Here is a 19,828-nt window from a genome sequence, read left to right as displayed (position 1 = left end):
CTAGGGGGCGACGCAGGCGATGTGGGGTTCGATGGCGTCGGCCGACTCCTGGCCGTACGCGTCCGCCAGGCGCTGCAGGAAGCTCGCCTTGCCGAGGGTGTACTCCTGGGTGCCCACCGTCTCGATGACGTAGGTCGCCAGCATCGACCCGAGCTCAGCGGAGTGCCGCAGCCCCAGGTCGGCAGCCAGCCCCGTGAGGAAACCTGCCCGGAAGGCGTCGCCCACCCCGGTGGGGTCGGCGCGCCGGACCTCGCGGGCCACCGACACCTCGATGGGGTCCTCGCCCTTGCGCTCGATCGTCACGCCCTCCTTGCCCCGGGTCACGACGCGGGTGTTCACGCGGTCAGCGATCTCCTCGGCGCTCCAGCCGGTCTTCTGCTCTGTGAGGGCGGCTTCGTACTCGTTGGTGAGCAGGAAGTCGGCGCCGTCGATGAGCTGGCGGATCGTCGCGCCGTCGGCGAAGGCGAGCTGCTGGCTCGGGTCGGCAGCGAACGGTATGCCGCGGGAGCGGCACTCGCGGGTGTGGCGCAGCATCGCCTCGGGGTCGTTGGCCCCGATGAGCACGAGGTCGAGACCCCCGACACGCGTGGCGATCGGACCGAGCTCGATGGCCCGTGCCTCGCTCATCGCCCCGGCGTAGAAGGTCGCGATCTGGGCCATGTCCTCGTCGGTCGTGCAGACGAAGCGCGCGGTGTGCTTGGACTCGGAGGTGTGCACCGAAGCGCAGTCGACCCCGTGCCGCTCCAGCCAGCTGCGGTAGTCACCGAAGTCCTCACCCACCGCCCCCACGAGGATCGGGCGCTGGCCGAGGTTGGCCATCCCGAAGGCGATGTTGGCGGCCACGCCCCCGCGGCGCACCTCGAGGTCGTCCGCGAGGAACGACAGCGAGACCTTGTCGAGCTGCTCGACGACGAGGCTGTCGCGGAACCTGCCCTTGAAGGTCATCAGGTGGTCGGTGGCAATGGAACCCGTGATGGCTATTCGCACGGTGGGAAACCTACCGTGCCGTGCGTCGAATGACTGTTGCCCGCGGCTCCCGAACCGGGCACAGTCACCTCCATGAGTGAACCCGACATCGGCGCCTTCGACTTCAGCGGACTGCGCGCGACCTTCGTCAACTGCACGCTCAAGCGGTCGCCGGAGCAGAGCCATACCCAGGGCCTGGTCGACATCAGCGCCGCCATCATGCGCAAGCACGGGGTCGACGTCGAGGTGATCCGGGCGGTCGACCACGACATCGCCACAGGCGTCTACCTCGACATGACCGAGCACGGCTGGGACCGCGACGAGTGGCCGACCCTGTTCGCACGAGTCATCGAGTCCGACATCCTCGTGCTGGCGGGGCCCATCTGGCTGGGCGACAACTCCAGCATCACCAAGCAGGTCATCGAGCGCCTCTACGCGGGGTCGTCCATGACGAACGCGGCCGGCCAGTACGTCTACTACGGCAAGGTCGGCGGGGCGATCATCACCGGCAACGAGGACGGCATCAAGCACTGCTCGTCCAACATCCTCTACAGCCTGCAGCACATCGGCTACGCCATCCCGCCGGGTGCCGATGCCGGGTGGATCGGTGAAGCCGGTCCCGGTCCGTCCTACCTCGACCCGGGCAGCGGGGGCCCCCAGAACGAGTTCACCCAGCGGAACACCACCTTCATGACGTGGAACCTGATGCACCTTGCGGCCCTGTTGAAGGCGGCGGGCGGCTTCCCCGTGGGCGGCAACCAGCGCACCGAGTGGGATGCCGGCGCCCGGTTCGACTACCCCAACCCCGAGTACCGCTGACCTGCCTGCGGCCCGCGCGCCCGCGGCCGGACGCACGAACGCACGTGGCCGGCATACCCAGTGGGTGTGCCGGCCACGTGCGTTCCCCGGGTGCGATGCCCGGGTGGCTTGGTCGCCGCGAAGCGGCGGTTCGATCAGCTGCGGTGCTCGATCAGCTGCCGTGCTCGATCAGCTGAAAGAGTCCCCGCAGGCGCAGGAGCTGCCCGCGTTGGGGTTGTCGATCGTGAAGCCCTGCTTCTCGATCGTGTCGGCGAAGTCGATGCTCGCGTCGACGAGGTAGGGCGCGCTCATCCGGTCCACGACGACCTCGACACCGTCGAAGTCGCGCACGAGGTCACCGTCGAGGGTGCGCTCGTCGAAGTAGAGCTGGTAGATGAGGCCGGAGCAGCCACCGGGCTGCACGCCGACGCGCAGGCGCAGGTCGTCACGGCCCTCCTGCTCGAGCAGGGACTTGACCTTGGCGGCAGCAACATCGGAGAGGAGCACGCCGTGCGTGGCCTCTGCAGGTGCCTCGGTCGCGTCGGCGGTCGTCGCCGTAGCGGTCTGGTCCTGAACACTCATGGTGATGAGTCCTTCATGTCGGTGGAGGTTGGCCACCAGTGCCAACCTGCGGTTCTCGCGAAATGTTCCCCGCGCACCCACCACTGTACGACGTGGTCAGCTCCGAGGGGACCAGGTGGCCGCCACCCGGGCAGCGCGCGCCGCGAGGGTTCCGACCGGATCGGACATCGCCGCCTCGACCTGTGCGGGGGTCTGCGCCACGGCATAGCTGCCCGACAGCCCGAGGGTCATCGCCTCACGGCGTCCCACGAGGGTCTGGCCGGCGATGACCACGCTCGGCGTCGCCGTCTCGAGCGCCATCGCGGCGACCCCGGCCACGACCTTGCCCTGCAGGCTCTGCCAGTCGAAGCAGCCCTCCCCCGTGACGACGAGGTCGGCGGCTCGCAGCAGGTCCCGGAACCCCACGGCCTCGAGGACTTCCGTCACCCCGCTCACCCTGGTGCCCCCGAGCAGGGACAGTCCGTAGCCGAGGCCGCCCGCAGCACCCGCTCCGGGTGCCTTGTCGAGGCGGCGGCCAGCACCGGTCAACAGGTCGGTCTGCTCCGGAAGCGTGCGCCGGACCACCTCGACGAACCGCCCCAGCGCCCCCTCGAGCGCCTGGGCGATCTCGGGAGAGGCGCCCTTCTGCGGGCTGAACACCGCGCTGGCACCCTGCAGTCCGAGGAGCGGCGACTCGACGTCGGTGGCAAGAACCAGCTCGACACCGCGGAAGCGTTCGCGGGTGGCCGCGAGCGCCGGCAGGGCCGCGTCGGAGATGTCGGCCAGGGCCAGTCCACCCCGCGCGAGGTCGTGCGGTGCGCCGGCGCCGAGCGCCGCGAGCATCCCCGCGCCCGCATCGTTGGTCGCGCTTCCGCCGAGGCCCACGACGATGCGCGTCGCCCCCTCGCGCAGGGCCGCGTCGACGAGCTGACCGACCCCCCACGTGCTCGTCACGGCGGGGTTCCGTTCGTCGGCCGCAAGCAGGTGCAGCCCCGCCGCCTGCGCCGATTCGAGGTATGCCGTGCGGTCACCGTCCGTGTCGGCCACCAGGATCGCGGCCGGCACGTCGCGACCGAGCGGGTCGGCGACGGTCACGGCCAGGGTCTGCGCCTCGGGGAGCGCCGAGGCGAGCACGTCGAGGAACCCCGGACCTCCGTCGGACAGGGGACGCAAGGTCAGCAGGTCGTGGGGCGCGGTGGCCGCCCACCCGTGGGCGATGGCCCGCGCGGCCTGCTGGGCGGTGAGGGTGCCGGTGAAGCAGTCCGGCGCGATGACGACGTGCACGGAGCCATCCTTCCAGCCCGGGCGCTGAAGGCCGCGGCGGGTTTCTTCCCTCCCATTCTTCCGTGCTGCTGAGCACGCGCTGGGCTGAATCCTGTTCGACGTGGAGGCCAGAGGGGCAAAACAGGTCCACAATGGATAGATGCGCCCCCGTCAGCCCGCCAAGAAGCCGCATCTGCCGAACAGCCCGTTTCGGGCCGCTCCGGTGCCGGACATCCCGGACTTCGCAGTCAACGACCGGGTGACCCACGACCGCCACGGGCTCGGATCGGTCGTCAAGATCACCGGCGACCGCATCCACGTGAAGTTCGGCGAGAACACCGTCAGCGTGGCGATGTCCAGCAGCAAGATCCACCCGCTCTAGATCCACCCGCTCTGGATCCACCCGCTCTAGATCCACCCGCTCTGGATCCACCCGCTCTGGATCCGCTCGCCCTGGATCCGCTCGTTGTCGGTCCAGCCACCCCTAGGGCACCAACGCAGCGTGCAGGAGCCGGCGGGCGGCAGCCTCGTCCCCGTCGGTCACGAGCACCGCTGAGTCAGCGCGGTGCCACAGCGCAAGGTAGAGGTGCGACGCCGGTCCACTGACCCGGGCGACCGCCTCCTGTGCCACTGCGTCGACGACGCGGACCGCTCCGTCGACCACGCGCACGGTCCATGACGCGTTGGTGTCCGTGCAGGAGAAGGCGATGGGCTCGGCGGCCGGGATCACCTGCAGGGGCGGACGGTCGGCGTGTCGGACCAGGCTCCGTGGGGCCATCACCTCGAAGACCTCGGCAACCCCGTCGGCTGCCTGCTCGGTCGTCAGGCCGGGGATGCTCTCGACGACCCCGGCGGTCGACACCGCACCGCGCGCCTGAAGGGCGTCGACACGGTGCACCGTGGTCTCGTGGAACTGCCGACGTCGCCAGAACCGGACGTCCTGGTGTCCCGGCACGGCTGAGAAGCTCCACGACGGGTGGTCTGCCGGCAGCCCGGCCAGGGTGGTCACGACCGTGTCGGCACACGCGGCATACCAGTCGGGCAACGGCTGCTCGCGGTCTCGACGCGGGTACTGGTCCGGCTGCGAGCCGGTGCGCGCGCAGTGCGCAGCCCACAGGTGCACCCGGCCGAGGTGGTCGACGAGGTCGGTGACGGTCCAGCCCGGACACGCGGGCACGGACGCCTGCGGGTCGGCGGCACGGACCGTGCCGACCATGGCGGTCGTGGATGCCCGCAGTGCGTCCACGAGGTTTGCGTCGTCCATTGCGGCGACCCTAGTGCCATGAATACGAGGAACGCCTTCGCCGGGTCGAGGAGACGTGCTCCGCGCTCTTCGACGGGGATCTGCGTCACCTTGTCTGACGTCCGTGTGGGCGCGCGCGGGAACTCGCCGGTCCACGGCATACGATCGAGCACGTGAGCACCCCTGTGACGCAGTCGGACTCCCGACCCACCACTCCCCTGCCGCTGCTCGTCCTCGGACGTGGCACGGAGCTGCACACCGAACGCGGCGTCGAGTGCCCGGGCGACCTGCCGGCCCCGTCCGACCCCGGCCTGGTCGAGCGCGCCCGCGCTGCGAAGGCCGCCCTCGGCGACCGGGTCTTCGTGCTGGGACACCACTACCAGCGCGACGAGGTCATCGAGTTCGCCGACGTGACCGGTGACTCCTTCAAGCTGGCCAAGGACGCGGCGGCCCGGCCGGAGGCGCCCTACATCGTCTTCTGCGGCGTGCACTTCATGGCCGAGTCCGCCGACATCCTCACCGGCGACAACCAGACCGTGATCCTCCCCGACCTGGCCGCCGGGTGCTCGATGGCCGACATGGCAGCGATCCGGCAGGTCGAGGACTGCTGGGACGACCTGGTCGAAGCCGGTGTCGCCGACGTCACGGTCCCGGTGACGTACATGAACTCCTCCGCTGCCATCAAGGCCTTCACCGGTCGGCACGGCGGCACGATCTGCACGTCGTCGAACGCCAAGACCGCGCTGACCTGGGCGCTGGACCAGGCCGGCGACGGCGGCAAGGTGCTGTTCCTGCCCGACCAGCACCTGGGCCGCAACACCTTCGTCCGCGACCTCGGCGGCTCGCTCGACGGCTGTGTCGTGTTCGACCCCCACAAGCCGATGGGCGGCCTCACGCGCCAGGAGCTCCAGGACGCCACGATGATCCTGTGGCGGGGACACTGCTCCGTCCACGGCCGGTTCAGCCTCGCAGCCGTGGAGCAGGCTCGTCGCGAGATTCCTGACGTCAAGGTGATCGTCCACCCCGAGTGCCAGCACGAGGTGGTCGAGGCTGCCGACGAGGTGGGCTCGACCGAGAGGATCATCCAGACCATCGCCGCCGCCCCAGATGGCACGAAATGGGTGGTCGGCACCGAGCTCAACCTGGTGAGGCGTCTGGGCACGCTGTTCCCGCGACAGCAGATCTCCTTCCTGGAGAAGAACGTCTGCTACTGCTCCACGATGAACCGCATCGACCTGCCCCACCTGGTCTGGGCACTCGAGTCCCTGGTGGCCGGCCGGGTGGTCAACGCCATCAAGGTCGACGACGAGGTGGCCCACTTCGCCCGCGTGGCCCTGGACCAGATGCTGGCCCTCCCGGGAGAGACCTCCAAGGACTGAGTGAGTCGCCTCGACCAACCAGCTGGTGTGGCCGACTAGTTCAGTCGCAACCAGGTCTGCCGGGTCTCCTGCGGGTAGCAGCTGTCCGCGCCGCTCGTGGTGACCAGGGTCGCCGTGGTCGAGAAGACCGATGAGAAGGCCGGCGTGCACCCTCCGGACGCGGCCGTGGTGCTGCTGGGTTGCGCACGCACGCTCCCGTCCGCCTCGACGGTCAGGACGCCTCGTTGGTCCGGGCGCACCAAGCCGTCTCCGTCGTCGTCCACCATGTAGGGCAGCTCGCCACCCACGCGAGGGAGCCCCACGACCAGGACCCGACCGGTCTCCTGGTCGATCCAGGACCCTTCGAGCTGGGTCCCGAGCGTGACATGGCGCCGGACCTCGTTCGGGAACCTCACGGTGAGCTGCGGATCCGTGGTGTCGCGCGGCGACACCTTCTCCAGGCGCAGGTCGAGACTGTCGCCCGGGCAACCGCCCCCGACGGTGAGGATCCCGGGCCCGACCACCCGGATGCGCAGCTTGGCGCAGCCGCCGCCGGGCGTCGTCGAGGAGTCGACCAGCGTGTAGAGGTCACCATTGCGCTGGATGACCCGTTCCTTCCCCTGACCTCCGTCCAGGTAGCCGGCGGCGGTGTCGGTGTACGTGATCCGACCGTCGGCCGTGAACTCCCAGAGCCACGGGCCGGCGGGCTGGTTCTGCCACAGCCCGACGAGCTCGGGCGGGACCAGGGGTTCACTCGGCGCGAGGCGACCTGCCGGTGGGGTCTGCGTGGTGGTGGTGTTCGCCTGCCACAGCGCGACGCTCCCGACGACGAGGGCCACGGCGGCGACCGCAGCCACCAGCCAGTCCCGCTGTCGTCGGGGTGTTGTCCGTTCGTCGGTGGGTCGTGAGTCGAGCAGTGTCATCAGGTTCCCCTCCATTCGATCCAGGTCGTGCTCGGAGACGACCAGCCCGTCCGCGACACGGTGCAGCGCCTCGCGGGTGCGGCCCTCCATGGCGTTCACAGCGACACCTCCAGTCGGTCGTGCAGCCGGGCCAGCGCCCGGCTGGCGTGCTTCTTCACCGATCCCACCGAGATCTCCAGCAGGTCGGCCGTCTGTCGCTCGGTCAGATCGAGGTAGTAGCGGCACACGACGACCTCGCGCTGCCGGGTCGGCAGCCCTTGGACGCCGGTCGCGATCCGCAGCGCCTCGTCGTGGGCGACCGCCTCGGTGTCCGCCCCGGGCAGCCACGCGAGGTCCGGCGTCAGCGGTTCGGTCGCGCGGACCGTGCGTGCCCGCCGCCGGTGAGCGGACCGGCACCGGTTGACGACGACCGCGCGCAGGTAGGGCAGGGTCGCCGCGCGGTCCCGCAGGGTGTGCCAGTTCCGGTACAGGGAGACATACGCGTCCTGCACGGCCTCCTCGGCGACACCTCGGTCGCTCGTGAGGAAGTACGCCAGGCGGACCAGGCTGGCCGCGTGCGCCCTGAACAACAACGGCAGGGCCTCTTCGCGACCGACGACCACGTCAGTGGCATCGGGACCGAACTCGCTCGGCTCGGCAGGTCGCAGGATGGGGCTCACACCCTCAGAGTCGCAGCGCACCCCGGAAAGGTTGACCCCTTCCGGCGACGAATCGCTGCGGGCCTACGGGCGCTGCGGGCCACCCGGGGGCTGCGGGCCTACGGGCGCGGGTGCACTACGTCGGGTGGTGGAGGCGATCGCAGGCATCCGGGCGCAGACTGGATAGTTCGCAGGGAATCTGCGATCCGGCAGAGTGACTCCGGTTTCCGTGGACGGGCAGCCCGACCTGAGACTTTCAGGGGCGGTCGGACAGCTCGTCCACGGTCAGCACGAAGTCGCGAGCCCGCAGCCGCTCGACCAGGGCGTCGCCCATCGCGGTGGCAGGGGTGAGCACCCCTGCAGCCGGGTGTAGGCGCGTGCCGTCCAGGGCCAGGCACAGGGCGGACTCACCGAGCATGACGGCCGTCGCGGCATACCCGGGGTCGCCCGCGGCCGACACCGTCGCGAGGTAGCGCCGCCCGGTCTCGGTGGTGGTGCGGATCTTCATGGAGAACCAGCCGGACCGGCGGACCTGCTCACTCGGGCCCTCGCCCGGCGACGGCGCCAGGCGGTCGAAGATCGGACGGGTACGCGGGTTGGCCAGACCGGCGAAGGCCAGGCCCATCGCCGCGGTGAAGACGGTGGCCCGGCGGCGCCCGCGCAACCCCCGGCCATAGGCGCTCACCTCGCGGTAGCGGAAGCGTCGACCATAGGCGTAGCCCCGCAAAGCGTTGCTGCGCCTGACGATTCGCGTGTTGAACCCAGCCATGACGAACGGCCCGACCCACTCGCCCGTCTCGGAGTCGGCGAAGACCGACCTGGTATCGCGCTCCTTGCCGAGGTCGGGTTCGGCAGAGCGGTCCGGGCTCAGGGCGTAGGGGTCGAAGAGCACCTTGCGCAACGCCCGGTCCTCGCCCACTGCCTCGAGCTGGGCTCGCGAGGAGTCGATCGTGCCGCCACTGAGACCGCCCTTGGACTTGGCGTGCAGCGTCGTGTCGAGCAGTCCCCCCGCGGCGTCGGCGACCGCACGTTGGTGCAGCAACAGCACACCGAGGTCGGAGGGGATCGAGTCGTAGCCGCAGGCCGTGACGATGCGCGCACCGGTCTCCTGCGCGCGGGCGTCGACGGCATCGATCGCCTTGCGCACGAACAGGACTTCGCCGGTGAGGTCCGCGTAGTGCGTGCCCGCGTCCGCGCAGGCCTGGACGACCGGGACGCCGTAGCGCAGATAGGGGCCGACTGTGGAGGCCAGGGCGGTCGTCGACTCGGCCATGCTGCGCAAGGACGTCGGATCTGCCACGTCGGCGGTGACCAGCGGCCAGTCGTGGGCGCGAGCCGGCAACGCGGCTCGGACCTCCTCCAGGCGCTGGGGCGACCTGCCGGCCAAGGCGATCCGGACACCCTCTGGTGCGTGCTCGGCGAGGTACTCCGCCACGAGCCGGCCGACGAAGCCGGTGGCCCCGAAGATGACGACGTCGTGGGGGCGGGCGTCGTTCGTGGCTTCGCTCATCAGGGGTTCCGTTCGCTCGGGTCGGGAGGGTTCAGCGGGGCCCGCCGCCGTCAGCGAGGCATGGCGCCGAGACGCGCGAGCAGCACGGCCTCGGCGACGCAGACCTTCTCGAACTCCCCCAGGTGCAGCGACTCGTTGGCGCCGTGGGCGCGGGTGTCGGGGTCCTCGACCCCCGTCACGAGGATCGCCGCGTCGGGGAACTTCTCCGCGAAGGACGCGACGAAGGGGATCGAGCCGCCCACTCCGATGTCGACCGGTTCGACTCCCCAGGCATCGGTGAAGGCGGCGCGCGCCTGGTCGTAGACGGGCCCGTTGGCGTCGGCGTCGAAGCCGGCGCCCTGGTCGTCGAGGTGGATCTCGACCCTGGCACCCCACGGGGTGTTGGCCGCGATGTGACGCTGCACCGCGGCATACGCCTCCATCGGCACCTCGTCGGGGGCGAGGCGGATGGACACCTTGGCGCTGGCTGTGGGCACCAGCGTGTTGGAGGACTTGGCGACCGAGGGGGCGTCGATGCCGATGACCGTGGCGGTCGGCTTGGTCCAGATGCGGTCGAGCAGGGTGCCGGTGCCGATGACCTCGACCCCGTCGAGCAGGCCGGACTCCTCACGCAACCGCGCCTCGTCGAACGCCAGGTCGCTGGCCTTGCCGGACTTGAGCCCGGCGATCGCGACGTCGCCTGCGTCGTCGTGCAGCGTCGCCAGGATGCGGATGAGCGGCGTGATGGCGTCCGGCACGGCGCCACCGAACATGCCCGAGTGCACACCGTGGTCAAGGGTCGTCACCGTGACGACCACGCGGATCAGGCCGCGCAGGGTGGTGGTGAGCGCCGGCTCGCCGATGGCCCAGTTGGTGGAGTCGGCCAGGACGATGGCGTCGGCGCGAAGCTTCTCGCCGTGCTTCTCCAGCAGGGTCGGGAGCGAGTCGGAGCCGATCTCCTCCTCCCCCTCGACGAAGACGGTGACGCCGACGGGCAGGTTGCCCGCGTGGGCGCGCAGGGCCGCGAGATGCGCCATGATGCCGGCCTTGTCGTCGGCGGCGCCCCGCCCATAGAGGCGGCCGTCACGCTCGGTCGGCTCGAACGGCGGGCTGTCCCAGTCCTTGTCGTCTCCGGGCGGCTGCACGTCGTGGTGGGCGTAGAGCATGACGGTGGGCGCGCCCTCGGGTCCGTCGATGTGCCCGATGACCGCCGGACGACCTCCCTCGCGCACGATCTCGACGTCGAGTCCCTCGGCCCGCAGCAGTGTTGCGGTGGCCTCGGCACTGGCCTCGACGTGGGCCTGGTCGAACGCGTCGAGGCTCACGCTGGGGATGCGGGTGAGGTCCTCGAGGTCCTTGCGCAGGCCGGGCATCAGGCCCGCGACAGTGGTCTTGAGGGCGGAGATCTGGTCGGTCGTCAGCACGTCGTCGGTCACGTCGGGGAGCCTAACGCGTGGCTGCGCCAGCACCTCGAGGTATGCCGCGCAGCCTGGCTCGCCCAGCGCGGGTGGGGTCGCTCAGCGCGGGTTGCGACCTCTGCTGGGCGAGCCAAGTTCTGCCAGCAGAAGTTGGGGCGTGGGGACGCGCGATTCAGGGGATGGCGACCACACGGCATACAGTGAACTCGTGTTTGGACGTAACAAGACCCTGAACGAGCAGCAGGTCGCTCGTGCCCCCCGCGAGGGAGCCAAGAACCGGCCCACGCCCAAGCGCAAGGACCAGGAGGCGGCGAACCGGCGTCCGCTGGTGGTGACCGACCGCAAGGCTGCCCGCGACACCGACAAGGTCAAGCGCCGCGAGGCCCAGCTCAAGCAGCGGGCCGCGATGGCCACCGGCGACGACGCCCACCTGCCCGCGCGCGACAAGGGACCGGTGCGTCGCTACATCCGCGACTACATCGATGCCCGCTGGAACGTCGGCGAGTTCATGCTTCCCGTGATGGTCGTGGTGCTCGCCCTGTCGTTCATCCGGATCCCGGCCGTGTTCGCCGCGGTCTCGATCGGCGTCTACGCGCTGCTGCTCGTCGCGGTCATCGACGGTTTCCTCATGTGGCGGCGGCTCAAGAAGCTGCTGGTCGCCAAGTTCGGTGCGGACAAGGTCGGCCGCGGGCTGGCGATGTACGCCGTGATGCGCGGCTTCCAGCTCCGGCGCTCGCGCATGCCGAAAGCCCTGGCCAAGCGCGGCGACTACCCCGTCTGAGTGGTGTCCGGGCTGCTGGTCGGCAGCTACTCCGCGGCGCGCAGGCTCATCGGTCCGTAGACGAGGACGCCCTCGTGGAACAGGTTGACCGCGTCGACGCCGAGGTCGGTGAGCTCGTGCCACGACTCGCCGAACCAGTTCTCGGCGTCCGACTGCGACGGGAACGCGGTCGTCACCAGCTCGTTGCCGGTCACGGCGTTGCCCTCGGCATCGAGGTAGGTCCAGGTCCACGCATCGCTCATGGTTCCACTCTAGGGTTCGGCCCGTGATCGTGTTCGAGGCCGTGACCATCGCGTATGCCGGGGAGCCGGCCCTGCGCGACGCCTCCTTCACGATCCCCGAGGGTGAGCTGGTGCTGGTGGTCGGACCGACCGGATCGGGCAAGACCTCCCTGCTGCGCTGCCTCGGCGACTACTGGGGTACGGGCGCCGGTGTCGGCCCCCGCACGGGCGCCGAGGTCACCCAGACCGGCCGCGTGCAGGTGGACGGTGTGGACCTGCGAGACGCGGATGCCGACGAGGGCGGAGCCATCGTGCGGCTGGTTCGACAGGATCCCGCAGCCGGCCTGACCACCGGAACGGTGGAGTCGGCCATCGCCGCTGGCGTCCGACCGCGTGCGGACGACCCTCACGGCGGGCAGCGACAGGTCGAGGAGACGCTCGACCTCCTCGGCCTCGCGGACCTCCGCAACCGTTCCGTGGTCGACCTGTCCGGCGGTCAGCAGCAGCGAGCGGCCATCGGGGTGGCTCTGGCTGCCGGTCCTCGGGTCCTGGTCCTCGACGAACCCACGTCAGCGCTGGATCCGGTGGCGGCCGAGGAGGTCCTCGCGATCCTGCACCGCCTCGTCCACGACGTCGGCATCACCGTCCTCGTCGCCGAGCACCGGCTGGAGCGGGTGGTGCACCACGCCGACTCCGTGCTCCTCGTCGAGGCAGGTCGGGTCACCGGCCCACTCGACCCTGCGGTGGCGATGGCCCGCTCTGCCATCCGCCCTCCTGTGGTCGAGCTCGGCCTTCGGCTGGGCTGGACCCCGCTGCCCCTCTCGGTCCGGGCCGCCCGGCGGCAGGCTCGCGACCTGCGCGCCGCCCTCGAGGACAGCGCCGGAACGACGGTCGACCGTGTGGGCCACGTCACCGACGCGCGAGTCGACGCGCGAGTCGACGCGCGAGTCGCCTCGCGAGTCGAGGTGCGAGTGCAGGCACTCCGGCTCAGCCTGGTCCGCGGGCAGGTCGTCGCGCTCCGCACGGTGACTCTCCAGGCGGGTGCGGGCGAGGTGGTCGTGCTGATGGGTCGCAACGGGGCCGGCAAGTCGAGCCTGCTGGGCGCCCTCGCCGGGAGCCTGGAGCCGACGTCCGGACGGGCCACGCTCTTCGGCCGCTCCGCCCTCGCGCCGCAGGACCCGGGCGCCCTCCTGACGGACTCCCCTGTCGACCACCAGCTCACTGCCAACGATGCCGCGTTCGCCCTCTCGCGGGGGTCGACTGCCGCCGTCCTCGAGCGTCTGGTCCCGGGACTGGCCCGCGACCGCCACCCCGCCCAGCTCTCCGAGGGCCAGAAGATGTGCGTGGCGCTGAGCCTCGTGCTGTCTCGCGGCAGCGAGGTGGTCCTGCTCGACGAACCCACCCGCGGACTGGACTACCCGGCCAAGGCCCGCCTGACCTCGCTGCTGACGCAGCTGGCGGTCGCCGGCCGCACCGTCATCCTGGCCACGCACGACGTGGAGCTGGCGGCCGAGGTCGCGACCCGGGTGGTCATCCTGGCGGAAGGGGAGGTGGTCGCCGACGGTCCCGCGAGTCGCATCCTGGGCGACTCACCGGCCTTCGCGCCGCAGGTCGCCAAGGTGATGCATCCGGTGCCCATGCTGCGGGTCTCGGACGTCGTCGGCTAGCTCGGAGGACCCGCGGGCGAGCTCGTCGACGGGTAGCCCGGCGGACCGGTCTCGACCCGTCGGCGGATCTCGGCCAGCCCGGCCGCACCGGGCGCGACGCTCCACCAGCTCTCGATCCACCACGTCGCGCCGATCGTCGCCCACTGGTCCGGCGTGCCCGCCGACCTGACGAACTCCCCCGTGCTGTCGCCCTCGATGACCACGTCGTAGCCCTCCCACGCCAGCCCGGCCTCGTCACGCAGTCGACGAACCGCGGCCAGGGCCTCGGCCACCGACTCCAGGGTGAGGTGCGGACTGCCTGGTTTGGCGTCGGGTACGGCGACGGTGGGGAGCACCCCCTGCCACCGCGCGGCCCGCTCCAGCGACGGCTGCCTGCTCCGCCCTGGCAGGTGGGCGCCCACCACCCACACCGGCGGATGCGGTCGTTGCGTCGGTGGCGGCGGCAGCGGCGGGGCGCCGCGACCTGGGCGCCCGACCGGGTAGTGCGCACCGTCGTAGGTGAACGGTTCGCCCGACAGCAGCCCGCGATAGACGGCAAGCGACTCGTCGAGCTTCTGCGCTCGCACCGCCCGGCCCTCGTCGGGCTCGAACCGGGTCCACCCGGGGTGCAGCGCGCCGAGGCCGACCGACATGACCACCCGGCCTCCGCTGAGCCGGTCGACGGAGCTGACCATCGACGCGAGATCCCACGGCCGGTGTCGGCTGGCCGGTGTGAGCAGCGTGCCCAGCCGGATCGTCGACGTCTCCATCGCCGCTGCGGCCAGGGTCACCCAGGCGTGCTCGCCGTAGAGACTCTCCCAGGTGAACACGGCGTCCCAGCCGTGCTGCTCACCGAGCGCCGCAACCTCGGCGAACTCGCGGGCGTCGGCGAAGGGAACGACGAAGCCGTATCTCATCCTGCGAAAATACGCCGGACCCCCGACAGCCCGGTGCCCGTGAGCCGTGCCTCAGGCCGTGACGACCTCGGGCTCCACGACGACCTCGGTGGTCAGCGAGTTGGCGATGTAGCACTGGTCGTGGGCCTCATGGGACATCTGCAACACCAGCGCCGGATCGGTCCCGGGCGCCACGGTCACGACCGGCCGCAGGACGATCCGCGTGATGCGCTCCGGGACGAGGTCGGCCGGCATCTCCCCGGACGCGTCGTCCGCATAGCCGAGGACGTCCACGCCGCCACGCGCAGCGACGGCGAGGAACGACAGCAGCTGGCACGACGACGCCGCGAGGACGAGCAGCTGCTCGGGGTTGGGCAGGTCGGGGTCACCACGAAAGTGCGGGTCGGCACTCAGGTCGAACCCCTCGGTCGCGGGTGGCGTCCAGGCCGTGTGGGCCCGCGGGTAGGCGCGATAGCCCCCTGCGGTGGACCCGCTCCACTCGACCCGCGCGGAGTACACGTGTCCGCGAAAGTCCTTGTCCGGCATACCGAAGCCCCTGCGAGTCCGCTGCGCGCCGTCTCAGTCCTCGCGGACGTCGACCTGCACGAACGGCGGCTTCACGACCGTGGCGGTCACCTCGCGGCCGCGGACGTCGATGACGACCTCGTCGCCCACGGCGACCGTCGGCGCGAGCAGGGCCAGGGCGATGCCGTTCTTGAGCGTGGGGCTGAACGTCCCCGACGTCACCTCGCCGACCACCTCGCCGTCGACCTTCACCTCGCAGTGCGCCCGGGGTATGCCGCGGCCGGTCGCGAGCAGGCCCCAGGCCACCCGCGCGGGGCCGGCAGCCTTCTCGGCGACGAGGGCCTCGCGACCCCAGAACGCCTCCTTCTTCCAGCCGACCGCCCAGCCGACGCGCGCCTGGACCGGCGAGATGGTCGGGGAGAGCTCGTTGCCGTGCAGGGCGTACCCCATCTCGGTGCGCAACGTGTCGCGGGCACCCAGGCCACAGGGCAGTCCGTCGTGCGGCGCCGCCGCCTCGATGAGCGCGTCCCACAGCTGCGCGGAGGCCTCCCACGCCGGCACCAGCTCGTAGCCACGCTCGCCGGTGTAGCCGGTGCGGCAGACGATGACGGGATGGCCGCTCCAGTCGGTCTCGACGAAGGACATGTACTCGTGTCCGGTGGGCAGCCCGAGCGCCTCGAGCACCTCGTCGCTCCTGGTGCCCTGGACCGCGATGACGCCGTACCCCTCGTGGAGGTTCTCCACCGTGAGACCCTCGGGGGCAGCCGCCGCGAGCAGCTCGACCACCGCGCCGGTGTTGGCGGCGTTCGGGATGAGGAAGACGTCGTCGTCACTGCGCAGGTAGGCGATGAGGTCGTCGACGACCCCGCCGGAGTCGTTGCAGCACAACGTGTACTGCGCCTTGCCCTCGTGGATGCGGCCCAGGTCGTTGGCCAGGCACGAGTTCACGAAGTCCTTGGCCCCGGGCCCGGACACGCGCGCCTTGCCGAGGTGCGAGACGTCGAAGATGCCGACCGAGGTGCGCACCGCGGTGTGCTCGCGGACGACCCCGCCACCGGGGTACTCGATGGGCATCTCCCAGCCACCGAAGTCGGCCATCTTGGCCCCGAGGGCCACATGCCGGTCGTGCAGGGGTGAGGTCTTCAGGGCTCCGTCGCTCATGCTCCGAACGCTACCGCCCTCGACCTGCACCTCACACGGCACGGCTATCCTGCGCACCAGCAGGTGCCACCAGCCCCGATACGAAGGATGAGTACGTGACGACCGTCAACGTCTCCGACCGCCCCGCCCACGACCTCAAGGCAGACGCCCTCGTCCTCGCCACGGTCGACTCCGACGGCAAGGCGGCCCTGGCCGCGGGCCACGGACTGCTGCGGCCCGCCGCCACGCACGTCGCCGCCCAGCTCGCGGCGTTGCACGCCACGGGTGCCGCCGACGAGGTGCTCACCATCGCGGCCGTGCCCGGCGTGGCCGCACCGCTCGTCGTCCTCACGGGCCTGGGCAAGGGCACCGCCCGGACGACGTCGTTCGACCACGAGGTGCTGCGGCGCGCTGCCGGCGCCGCCTCCAGGTCGCTCAAGAACGCGACCAAGGTCGTCGTCGCGCTGCCGACCACAGGTGCGGAGTCCGTCGCCGCCGTCGCCGAGGGCACTGCGCTCGGCGCCTACCGGTATGCCGGCGTGCGCGGCCCCGCGGCCAAGGCCACCAAGGGCATCACGACGGTCACCGTCGCCACCTCGGACGCCCGCGTCAAGGCCGTCAAGGCCGGCGCCACCCGCGCGGGTATCCTCGCTGATGCCAAGGCCTACGCCCGCGACCTGGTCAACACTCCCCCGAACCAGCTCTTCCCCCAGTCGTTCGCAGACTCCGTCAAGGCGCGCAACGCCGCCGCGACCGCCAAGGTCACCATCAAGGTGCTGGACGAGAAGGCCCTGGAGAAGGGCGGCTTCGGCGGCATCGTCGGCGTCGGCCAGGGCTCGGTCAACCCGCCGCGCATGGTCACCCTGACGTGGAACCCGCCGAGGGCCACGGCCTCGGTGGCCCTGGTCGGCAAGGGCATCACGTTCGACTCCGGTGGCCTCAACCTCAAGCCCGCCACGGGGATGCTCACGATGAAGTCCGACATGGCCGGAGCCGCCGCGGTCGCAGCCACGGTGTTCGCCGCTGCCCAGCTCGGGCTGCCCGTCAAGGTCACCGGCTACCTCTGCCTCGCCGAGAACATGCCCAGTGGCACCGCGCAGCGCCCCAGCGACGTCGTGACGATGCGGAACGGCACCACCGTCGAGATCCTCGACACCGATGCCGAGGGACGCATGGTCCTCGGTGACGGCATCTGCCTGGCCGGTGAGGCCAAGCCCGACGCCATCGTCGACATCGCGACCCTCACCGGGGCCCAGATGGTCGCCCTCGGTGGCCGCGTCGCGGGGATCATGGCCAACGACGACGCCTTCCGCGACCGGGTCGGCAGTGCAGCCGCCGCCGCCGGGGAGGCGGCGTGGGCGATGCCCCTGCCCAGCGACCTGCGCAGCCAGCTCGACTCCGGCGTGGCGGACCTCGCCCACAAGGGCGAGCGGTGGGGCGGGATGCTCACCGCTGGCCTCTTCCTCCAGGAGTTCGTCACCAAGGGCACGCCCTGGGCGCACGTCGACATCGCCGGGCCGTCGTACAACGAGGGGTCGGCGTGGGGCTACACCCCGAAGGGCGCCACCGGCTACGGCGTCGCCACCCTCCTCACCCTGGTCGAGGGCTACGCCGGCTGACACCCCACCCCTCCCGACCTCTGGCCACCGGTGTCGTATCGCAGGCCCGGATCGCCGCCCGGGTGAGCCACCCGTGGCCAGAAGTGCTCGAATGCCAGAGGGGCTCGTCCACATCGGACGGGCCCCTCTGGCGTTGGCCTGCCTGGCGGTTCCGCCGGCAGGCGCGGTTCAGCTGTCAGGCGCGGTCAGCCGCCGCTCTTGCGACGGAACATCTGCTGCGTCGCGGTCGTCGCCGCCGCCTGCGCGTGGTCGACCTTGCCGTGCTCGGTGTCGTCGGACACGTCGCGACCTGAGTGCGACTGCTTCTTGTCGAGGGCCTCGCGGAACTTGCGCTTCATCTCCTCGCTCGGTCCCTGTCCCCCCGGCTTCGGTTCCCCGGACTTCCGTGCGTCACCGGACTTGGCCATGGTGCCTCCCTGCTTCTCGGTGCTGAACGGGCCGGTTCCCGGCCCGCAGGTCTGTACCCACTCTGCCAGCCACGCGGCATACGGGTCACTGCTTCTTGCGCTGGCGCGAGTTCCACTCGCGCATCCGGTTGGGGTAGCCGGTCTGGAGCACGTCGTAGACGGGCACCTCGAGGCTGCGCGCGAGAGCGAAGGCCGCATCGCGCGACCCCGCGGCCCGACGGGTCCACTCGCCGTCGAAGGCGATGAGGATCACCGTCGTCGCGGTGACGTTGGTCGGCGGCTCGACATAGGCCTCGACACCCCGGCGGCTGGTGGCGAACTCGGTCAGGTGCTTGCGGACGGCCTGCTGGTCCACGGCCATGTTGGGCCCGTCGGAGGGTCCCCGGTCCGAGCGCTTGCCGCTCCGCTTCCACCACGCCATGGGGGCAACGATACGGGGATTGGCGCCGCGATCCGACGCCATTCGGGGCAGCGGAGCGCCGGGGCCCCCTGACCTGCGGGCCATCGGTCGACCTGCTTGCGCCTTGCTGTGCAATCAGTGACAAGATGCTCTGTGTCGATCCCGGACCGGCCACGACCTGACCGCGACCCGTGAGCGACGCGACAATCCGACGCACACGACGCAAGGGAGCGAGCATGCCGGCTGACGCCGAGGCCACTGAAGAGACCACGTACGACGTGGTGATCCTCGGAGGAGGAAGTGGCGGCTACGCCTGCGCGTTCCGGGCGGCCGAGCTCGGACTGCGGGTCGCTCTCGTGGAGAAGGGCAAGCTCGGCGGCACCTGCCTGCACGTCGGCTGCATCCCGACCAAGGCGCTGCTGCACGCCGCCGAGGTCGCCGACACCGCCCGCGAGGGTGAGCAGTTCGGGGTGAAGTCGACCTTCGAGTCCGTCGACATGTCGGGTGTCAACGCCTACAAGGACGGCGTCATCGCCCGTCTGTACAAGGGACTGCAGGGTCTGGCGAAGGCGCACAAGATCGAGCTGGTCGAGGGCGCCGGACGCCTGGTCGACCGCTCCACCGTCGAGGTCGACGGCCGCCAGATCCGCGGGCGCAACGTCGTGCTCGCCACCGGCTCCTACGCCAAGTCGCTGCCGGGGCTCGAGATCGGCGGACGCATCATGACCAGCGAGCAGGCGCTGACGCTCGACTTCGTCCCACCGCGGGTCGTGGTGCTCGGAGGTGGCGTCATCGGCGTCGAGTTCGCATCCGTGTTCAAGTCGTTCGGCTCCGAGGTGACCATCGTCGAGGCCCTGCCCCGACTCGTCGCCTCCGAGGACGAGGCCATCTCCAAGACCCTCGAGCGGTCCTTCCGCAAGCGCAAGATCGCGTTCAAGACGGGCGTGAAGTTTGCGGGGGCGACGCAGTCCGGCGACACCGTGTCGGTGTCGCTCGAGGACGGCAGCTCCCTCGAGGCGGACCTCCTGCTCGTGGCCGTCGGGCGCGGACCGGTCACCGAAGGGCTCGGCTACGCCGAGGCCAGCGTGACGCTGGACCGCGGCTTCGTCATCACCGACGAGCGGCTGCGCACCGGAGTCGACGGCGTGTATGCCGTGGGAGACATCGTGCCCGGCCTCCAGCTGGCGCACCGCGGGTTCGCCCAGGGCATCTTCGTCGCCGAGGAGATCGCCGGGTTGTCGCCGGCCGTGATCGACGAGGTCGGGATCCCACGCGTCACCTACTGCGACCCCGAGATCGCCTCGGTCGGGCTCACCGAGTCCCAGGCCGGCGAGAAGTACGCCGAGATCGAGACCTATGAGTACAACCTCGGGGGCAACGGCAAGTCCCAGATCCTGCAGACCCAGGGCTTCGTCAAGCTGGTCCGCGAGAAGGACGGCCCGGTGGTCGGCGTGCACATGATCGGCGCCCGCATGGGTGAGCAGATCGGTGAAGCGCAGCTGATCTACAACTGGGAAGCCCTACCCTCCGACGTGG

Annotated in this window: 21 protein-coding genes; 7 read left to right on the top strand and 14 right to left on the bottom strand. The window is 70.9% G+C overall.

Features of this window, described 5'->3' with window-relative positions:
- Window positions 1-987 (bottom strand): carbohydrate kinase family protein, encoded by a 987-nt coding sequence (locus tag AC1DVZ_RS08160; RefSeq protein ID WP_477617686.1) that lies wholly within the window; start codon window positions 985-987, stop codon window positions 1-3.
- Window positions 988-1,059: 72 nt separating this feature from the next.
- On the opposite strand from AC1DVZ_RS08160, the gene AC1DVZ_RS08155 reads away from it, so the two are divergent.
- Window positions 1,060-1,785 carry a flavodoxin family protein gene (locus AC1DVZ_RS08155; RefSeq protein WP_477617685.1) on the top strand — a complete coding sequence of 242 codons (726 nt, stop codon included), beginning with the start codon at window positions 1,060-1,062 and terminating at the stop codon, window positions 1,783-1,785.
- Between the two features lie 168 nt (window positions 1,786-1,953).
- Here AC1DVZ_RS08155 and AC1DVZ_RS08150 read toward each other — a convergent pair whose 3' ends face one another.
- A complete protein-coding gene (locus AC1DVZ_RS08150) occupies window positions 1,954-2,346 on the bottom strand; it encodes a HesB/IscA family protein (protein WP_477617684.1) in 393 nt (130 codons plus the stop codon).
- Between the two features lie 96 nt (window positions 2,347-2,442).
- The gene (locus tag AC1DVZ_RS08145; RefSeq protein WP_477617683.1) at window positions 2,443-3,609 is read right to left on the bottom strand and encodes a glycerate kinase family protein; all 1,167 of its coding nucleotides are present in this window, start codon (window positions 3,607-3,609) and stop codon (window positions 2,443-2,445) included.
- A gap of 139 nt (window positions 3,610-3,748) precedes the next feature.
- Between AC1DVZ_RS08145 and AC1DVZ_RS08140 the strand changes: the two genes are divergently transcribed.
- Window positions 3,749-3,970, top strand: a complete 222-nt coding sequence (locus AC1DVZ_RS08140; RefSeq protein ID WP_477613245.1) for a hypothetical protein — start codon at window positions 3,749-3,751, stop codon at window positions 3,968-3,970.
- Between the two features lie 102 nt (window positions 3,971-4,072).
- Here AC1DVZ_RS08140 and AC1DVZ_RS08135 read toward each other — a convergent pair whose 3' ends face one another.
- Complete coding sequence (locus AC1DVZ_RS08135; RefSeq protein ID WP_477617682.1) at window positions 4,073-4,852, bottom strand: maleylpyruvate isomerase N-terminal domain-containing protein; 780 nt, start codon at window positions 4,850-4,852, stop codon at window positions 4,073-4,075.
- A gap of 152 nt (window positions 4,853-5,004) precedes the next feature.
- On the opposite strand from AC1DVZ_RS08135, the gene nadA reads away from it, so the two are divergent.
- Window positions 5,005-6,210, top strand: a complete 1,206-nt coding sequence (gene nadA, locus AC1DVZ_RS08130) for a quinolinate synthase NadA (RefSeq protein ID WP_477617681.1) — start codon at window positions 5,005-5,007, stop codon at window positions 6,208-6,210.
- Between the two features lie 35 nt (window positions 6,211-6,245).
- On the opposite strand, the gene AC1DVZ_RS08125 is transcribed toward nadA, so the two are convergent.
- From AC1DVZ_RS08125 to AC1DVZ_RS08110, 4 genes are all read right to left on the bottom strand, one after another.
- Window positions 6,246-7,211: a hypothetical protein gene (locus AC1DVZ_RS08125; protein ID WP_477617680.1), complete on the bottom strand. Its 966-nt coding sequence runs from the start codon at window positions 7,209-7,211 to the stop codon at window positions 6,246-6,248.
- Window positions 7,208-7,771, bottom strand: coding sequence for an RNA polymerase sigma factor (locus AC1DVZ_RS08120; protein ID WP_477617679.1), 564 nt, complete (start codon window positions 7,769-7,771; stop codon window positions 7,208-7,210). Before AC1DVZ_RS08120 ends, AC1DVZ_RS08125 begins: the two co-directional genes overlap by 4 nt.
- Before the next feature lie 235 nt (window positions 7,772-8,006).
- A complete protein-coding gene (locus AC1DVZ_RS08115; protein ID WP_477617678.1) occupies window positions 8,007-9,260 on the bottom strand; it encodes a saccharopine dehydrogenase family protein in 1,254 nt (417 codons plus the stop codon).
- Between the two features lie 50 nt (window positions 9,261-9,310).
- On the bottom strand, window positions 9,311-10,675 hold the full coding sequence (locus tag AC1DVZ_RS08110) for a M20/M25/M40 family metallo-hydrolase (RefSeq protein WP_477617677.1): 1,365 nt from the start codon (window positions 10,673-10,675) through the stop codon (window positions 9,311-9,313).
- Window positions 10,676-10,865: 190 nt separating this feature from the next.
- On the opposite strand from AC1DVZ_RS08110, the gene AC1DVZ_RS08105 reads away from it, so the two are divergent.
- Window positions 10,866-11,438, top strand: coding sequence for a DUF3043 domain-containing protein (locus AC1DVZ_RS08105; RefSeq protein ID WP_477617676.1), 573 nt, complete (start codon window positions 10,866-10,868; stop codon window positions 11,436-11,438).
- A gap of 26 nt (window positions 11,439-11,464) precedes the next feature.
- Here the strand turns inward: AC1DVZ_RS08105 and AC1DVZ_RS08100 are convergent, their stop codons facing one another.
- Window positions 11,465-11,680 (bottom strand): hypothetical protein, encoded by a 216-nt coding sequence (locus AC1DVZ_RS08100; protein WP_477617675.1) that lies wholly within the window; start codon window positions 11,678-11,680, stop codon window positions 11,465-11,467.
- 23 nt (window positions 11,681-11,703) lie between these two features.
- On the opposite strand from AC1DVZ_RS08100, the gene AC1DVZ_RS08095 reads away from it, so the two are divergent.
- Window positions 11,704-13,326, top strand: coding sequence for an ABC transporter ATP-binding protein (locus AC1DVZ_RS08095; RefSeq protein WP_477617674.1), 1,623 nt, complete (start codon window positions 11,704-11,706; stop codon window positions 13,324-13,326).
- Here the strand turns inward: AC1DVZ_RS08095 and AC1DVZ_RS08090 are convergent.
- Genes AC1DVZ_RS08090 through gcvT form a run of 3 tightly spaced genes read right to left on the bottom strand, consistent with a single transcriptional unit; the run spans window position 13,323 to window position 15,887 of the window.
- Window positions 13,323-14,222: an LLM class flavin-dependent oxidoreductase gene (locus AC1DVZ_RS08090; RefSeq protein WP_477617673.1), complete on the bottom strand. Its 900-nt coding sequence runs from the start codon at window positions 14,220-14,222 to the stop codon at window positions 13,323-13,325. The genes AC1DVZ_RS08095 and AC1DVZ_RS08090 overlap by 4 nt on opposite strands.
- A 51-nt stretch (window positions 14,223-14,273) precedes the next feature.
- Window positions 14,274-14,747 carry an OsmC family protein gene (locus AC1DVZ_RS08085; protein WP_477617672.1) on the bottom strand — a complete coding sequence of 158 codons (474 nt, stop codon included), beginning with the start codon at window positions 14,745-14,747 and terminating at the stop codon, window positions 14,274-14,276.
- Window positions 14,748-14,780: 33 nt separating this feature from the next.
- Complete coding sequence (gcvT, locus tag AC1DVZ_RS08080; protein ID WP_477617671.1) at window positions 14,781-15,887, bottom strand: glycine cleavage system aminomethyltransferase GcvT; 1,107 nt, start codon at window positions 15,885-15,887, stop codon at window positions 14,781-14,783.
- Window positions 15,888-15,982: 95 nt separating this feature from the next.
- Between gcvT and AC1DVZ_RS08075 the strand changes: the two genes are divergently transcribed.
- Window positions 15,983-17,485 carry a leucyl aminopeptidase gene (locus AC1DVZ_RS08075; protein ID WP_477617670.1) on the top strand — a complete coding sequence of 501 codons (1,503 nt, stop codon included), beginning with the start codon at window positions 15,983-15,985 and terminating at the stop codon, window positions 17,483-17,485.
- Window positions 17,486-17,670: 185 nt separating this feature from the next.
- On the opposite strand, the gene AC1DVZ_RS08070 is transcribed toward AC1DVZ_RS08075, so the two are convergent.
- A complete protein-coding gene (locus AC1DVZ_RS08070) occupies window positions 17,671-17,892 on the bottom strand; it encodes a DUF5302 domain-containing protein (RefSeq protein WP_477617669.1) in 222 nt (73 codons plus the stop codon).
- A gap of 85 nt (window positions 17,893-17,977) precedes the next feature.
- Window positions 17,978-18,313: a hypothetical protein gene (locus tag AC1DVZ_RS08065; protein WP_477617668.1), complete on the bottom strand. Its 336-nt coding sequence runs from the start codon at window positions 18,311-18,313 to the stop codon at window positions 17,978-17,980.
- A gap of 215 nt (window positions 18,314-18,528) precedes the next feature.
- Between AC1DVZ_RS08065 and lpdA the strand changes: the two genes are divergently transcribed.
- Window positions 18,529-19,828, top strand: a 1,300-nt coding sequence (lpdA, locus tag AC1DVZ_RS08060) for a dihydrolipoyl dehydrogenase (protein WP_477617667.1), incomplete at its 3' end; no start/stop codon positions are given.

This window comes from Pedococcus sp. P2_E5 (assembly GCF_056403895.1).
Note: the sequence above shows the minus strand (reverse complement) of the source record. Positions and strands in the feature narration are given on the sequence as shown.

What these genes read in the sequence shown, in the direction of transcription:
- AC1DVZ_RS08070 (WP_477617669.1), bottom strand. Translation starts at nt 17,892, where the DNA reads ATGGCCAAGTCCGGTGACGCACGGAAGTCCGGGGAACCGAAGCCGGGG.
- AC1DVZ_RS08085 (WP_477617672.1), bottom strand. Translation starts at nt 14,747, where the DNA reads ATGCCGGACAAGGACTTTCGCGGACACGTGTACTCCGCGCGGGTCGAG.
- AC1DVZ_RS08155 (WP_477617685.1), top strand. Translation starts at nt 1,060, where the DNA reads ATGAGTGAACCCGACATCGGCGCCTTCGACTTCAGCGGACTGCGCGCG.
- AC1DVZ_RS08150 (WP_477617684.1), bottom strand. Translation starts at nt 2,346, where the DNA reads ATGAGTGTTCAGGACCAGACCGCTACGGCGACGACCGCCGACGCGACC.
- gcvT (WP_477617671.1), bottom strand. Translation starts at nt 15,887, where the DNA reads ATGAGCGACGGAGCCCTGAAGACCTCACCCCTGCACGACCGGCATGTG.
- AC1DVZ_RS08065 (WP_477617668.1), bottom strand. Translation starts at nt 18,313, where the DNA reads ATGGCGTGGTGGAAGCGGAGCGGCAAGCGCTCGGACCGGGGACCCTCC.
- AC1DVZ_RS08140 (WP_477613245.1), top strand. Translation starts at nt 3,749, where the DNA reads ATGCGCCCCCGTCAGCCCGCCAAGAAGCCGCATCTGCCGAACAGCCCG.
- AC1DVZ_RS08100 (WP_477617675.1), bottom strand. Translation starts at nt 11,680, where the DNA reads ATGAGCGATGCGTGGACCTGGACCTACCTCGATGCCGAGGGCAACGCC.
- AC1DVZ_RS08135 (WP_477617682.1), bottom strand. Translation starts at nt 4,852, where the DNA reads ATGGACGACGCAAACCTCGTGGACGCACTGCGGGCATCCACGACCGCC.
- AC1DVZ_RS08090 (WP_477617673.1), bottom strand. Translation starts at nt 14,222, where the DNA reads ATGAGATACGGCTTCGTCGTTCCCTTCGCCGACGCCCGCGAGTTCGCC.
- AC1DVZ_RS08115 (WP_477617678.1), bottom strand. Translation starts at nt 9,260, where the DNA reads ATGAGCGAAGCCACGAACGACGCCCGCCCCCACGACGTCGTCATCTTC.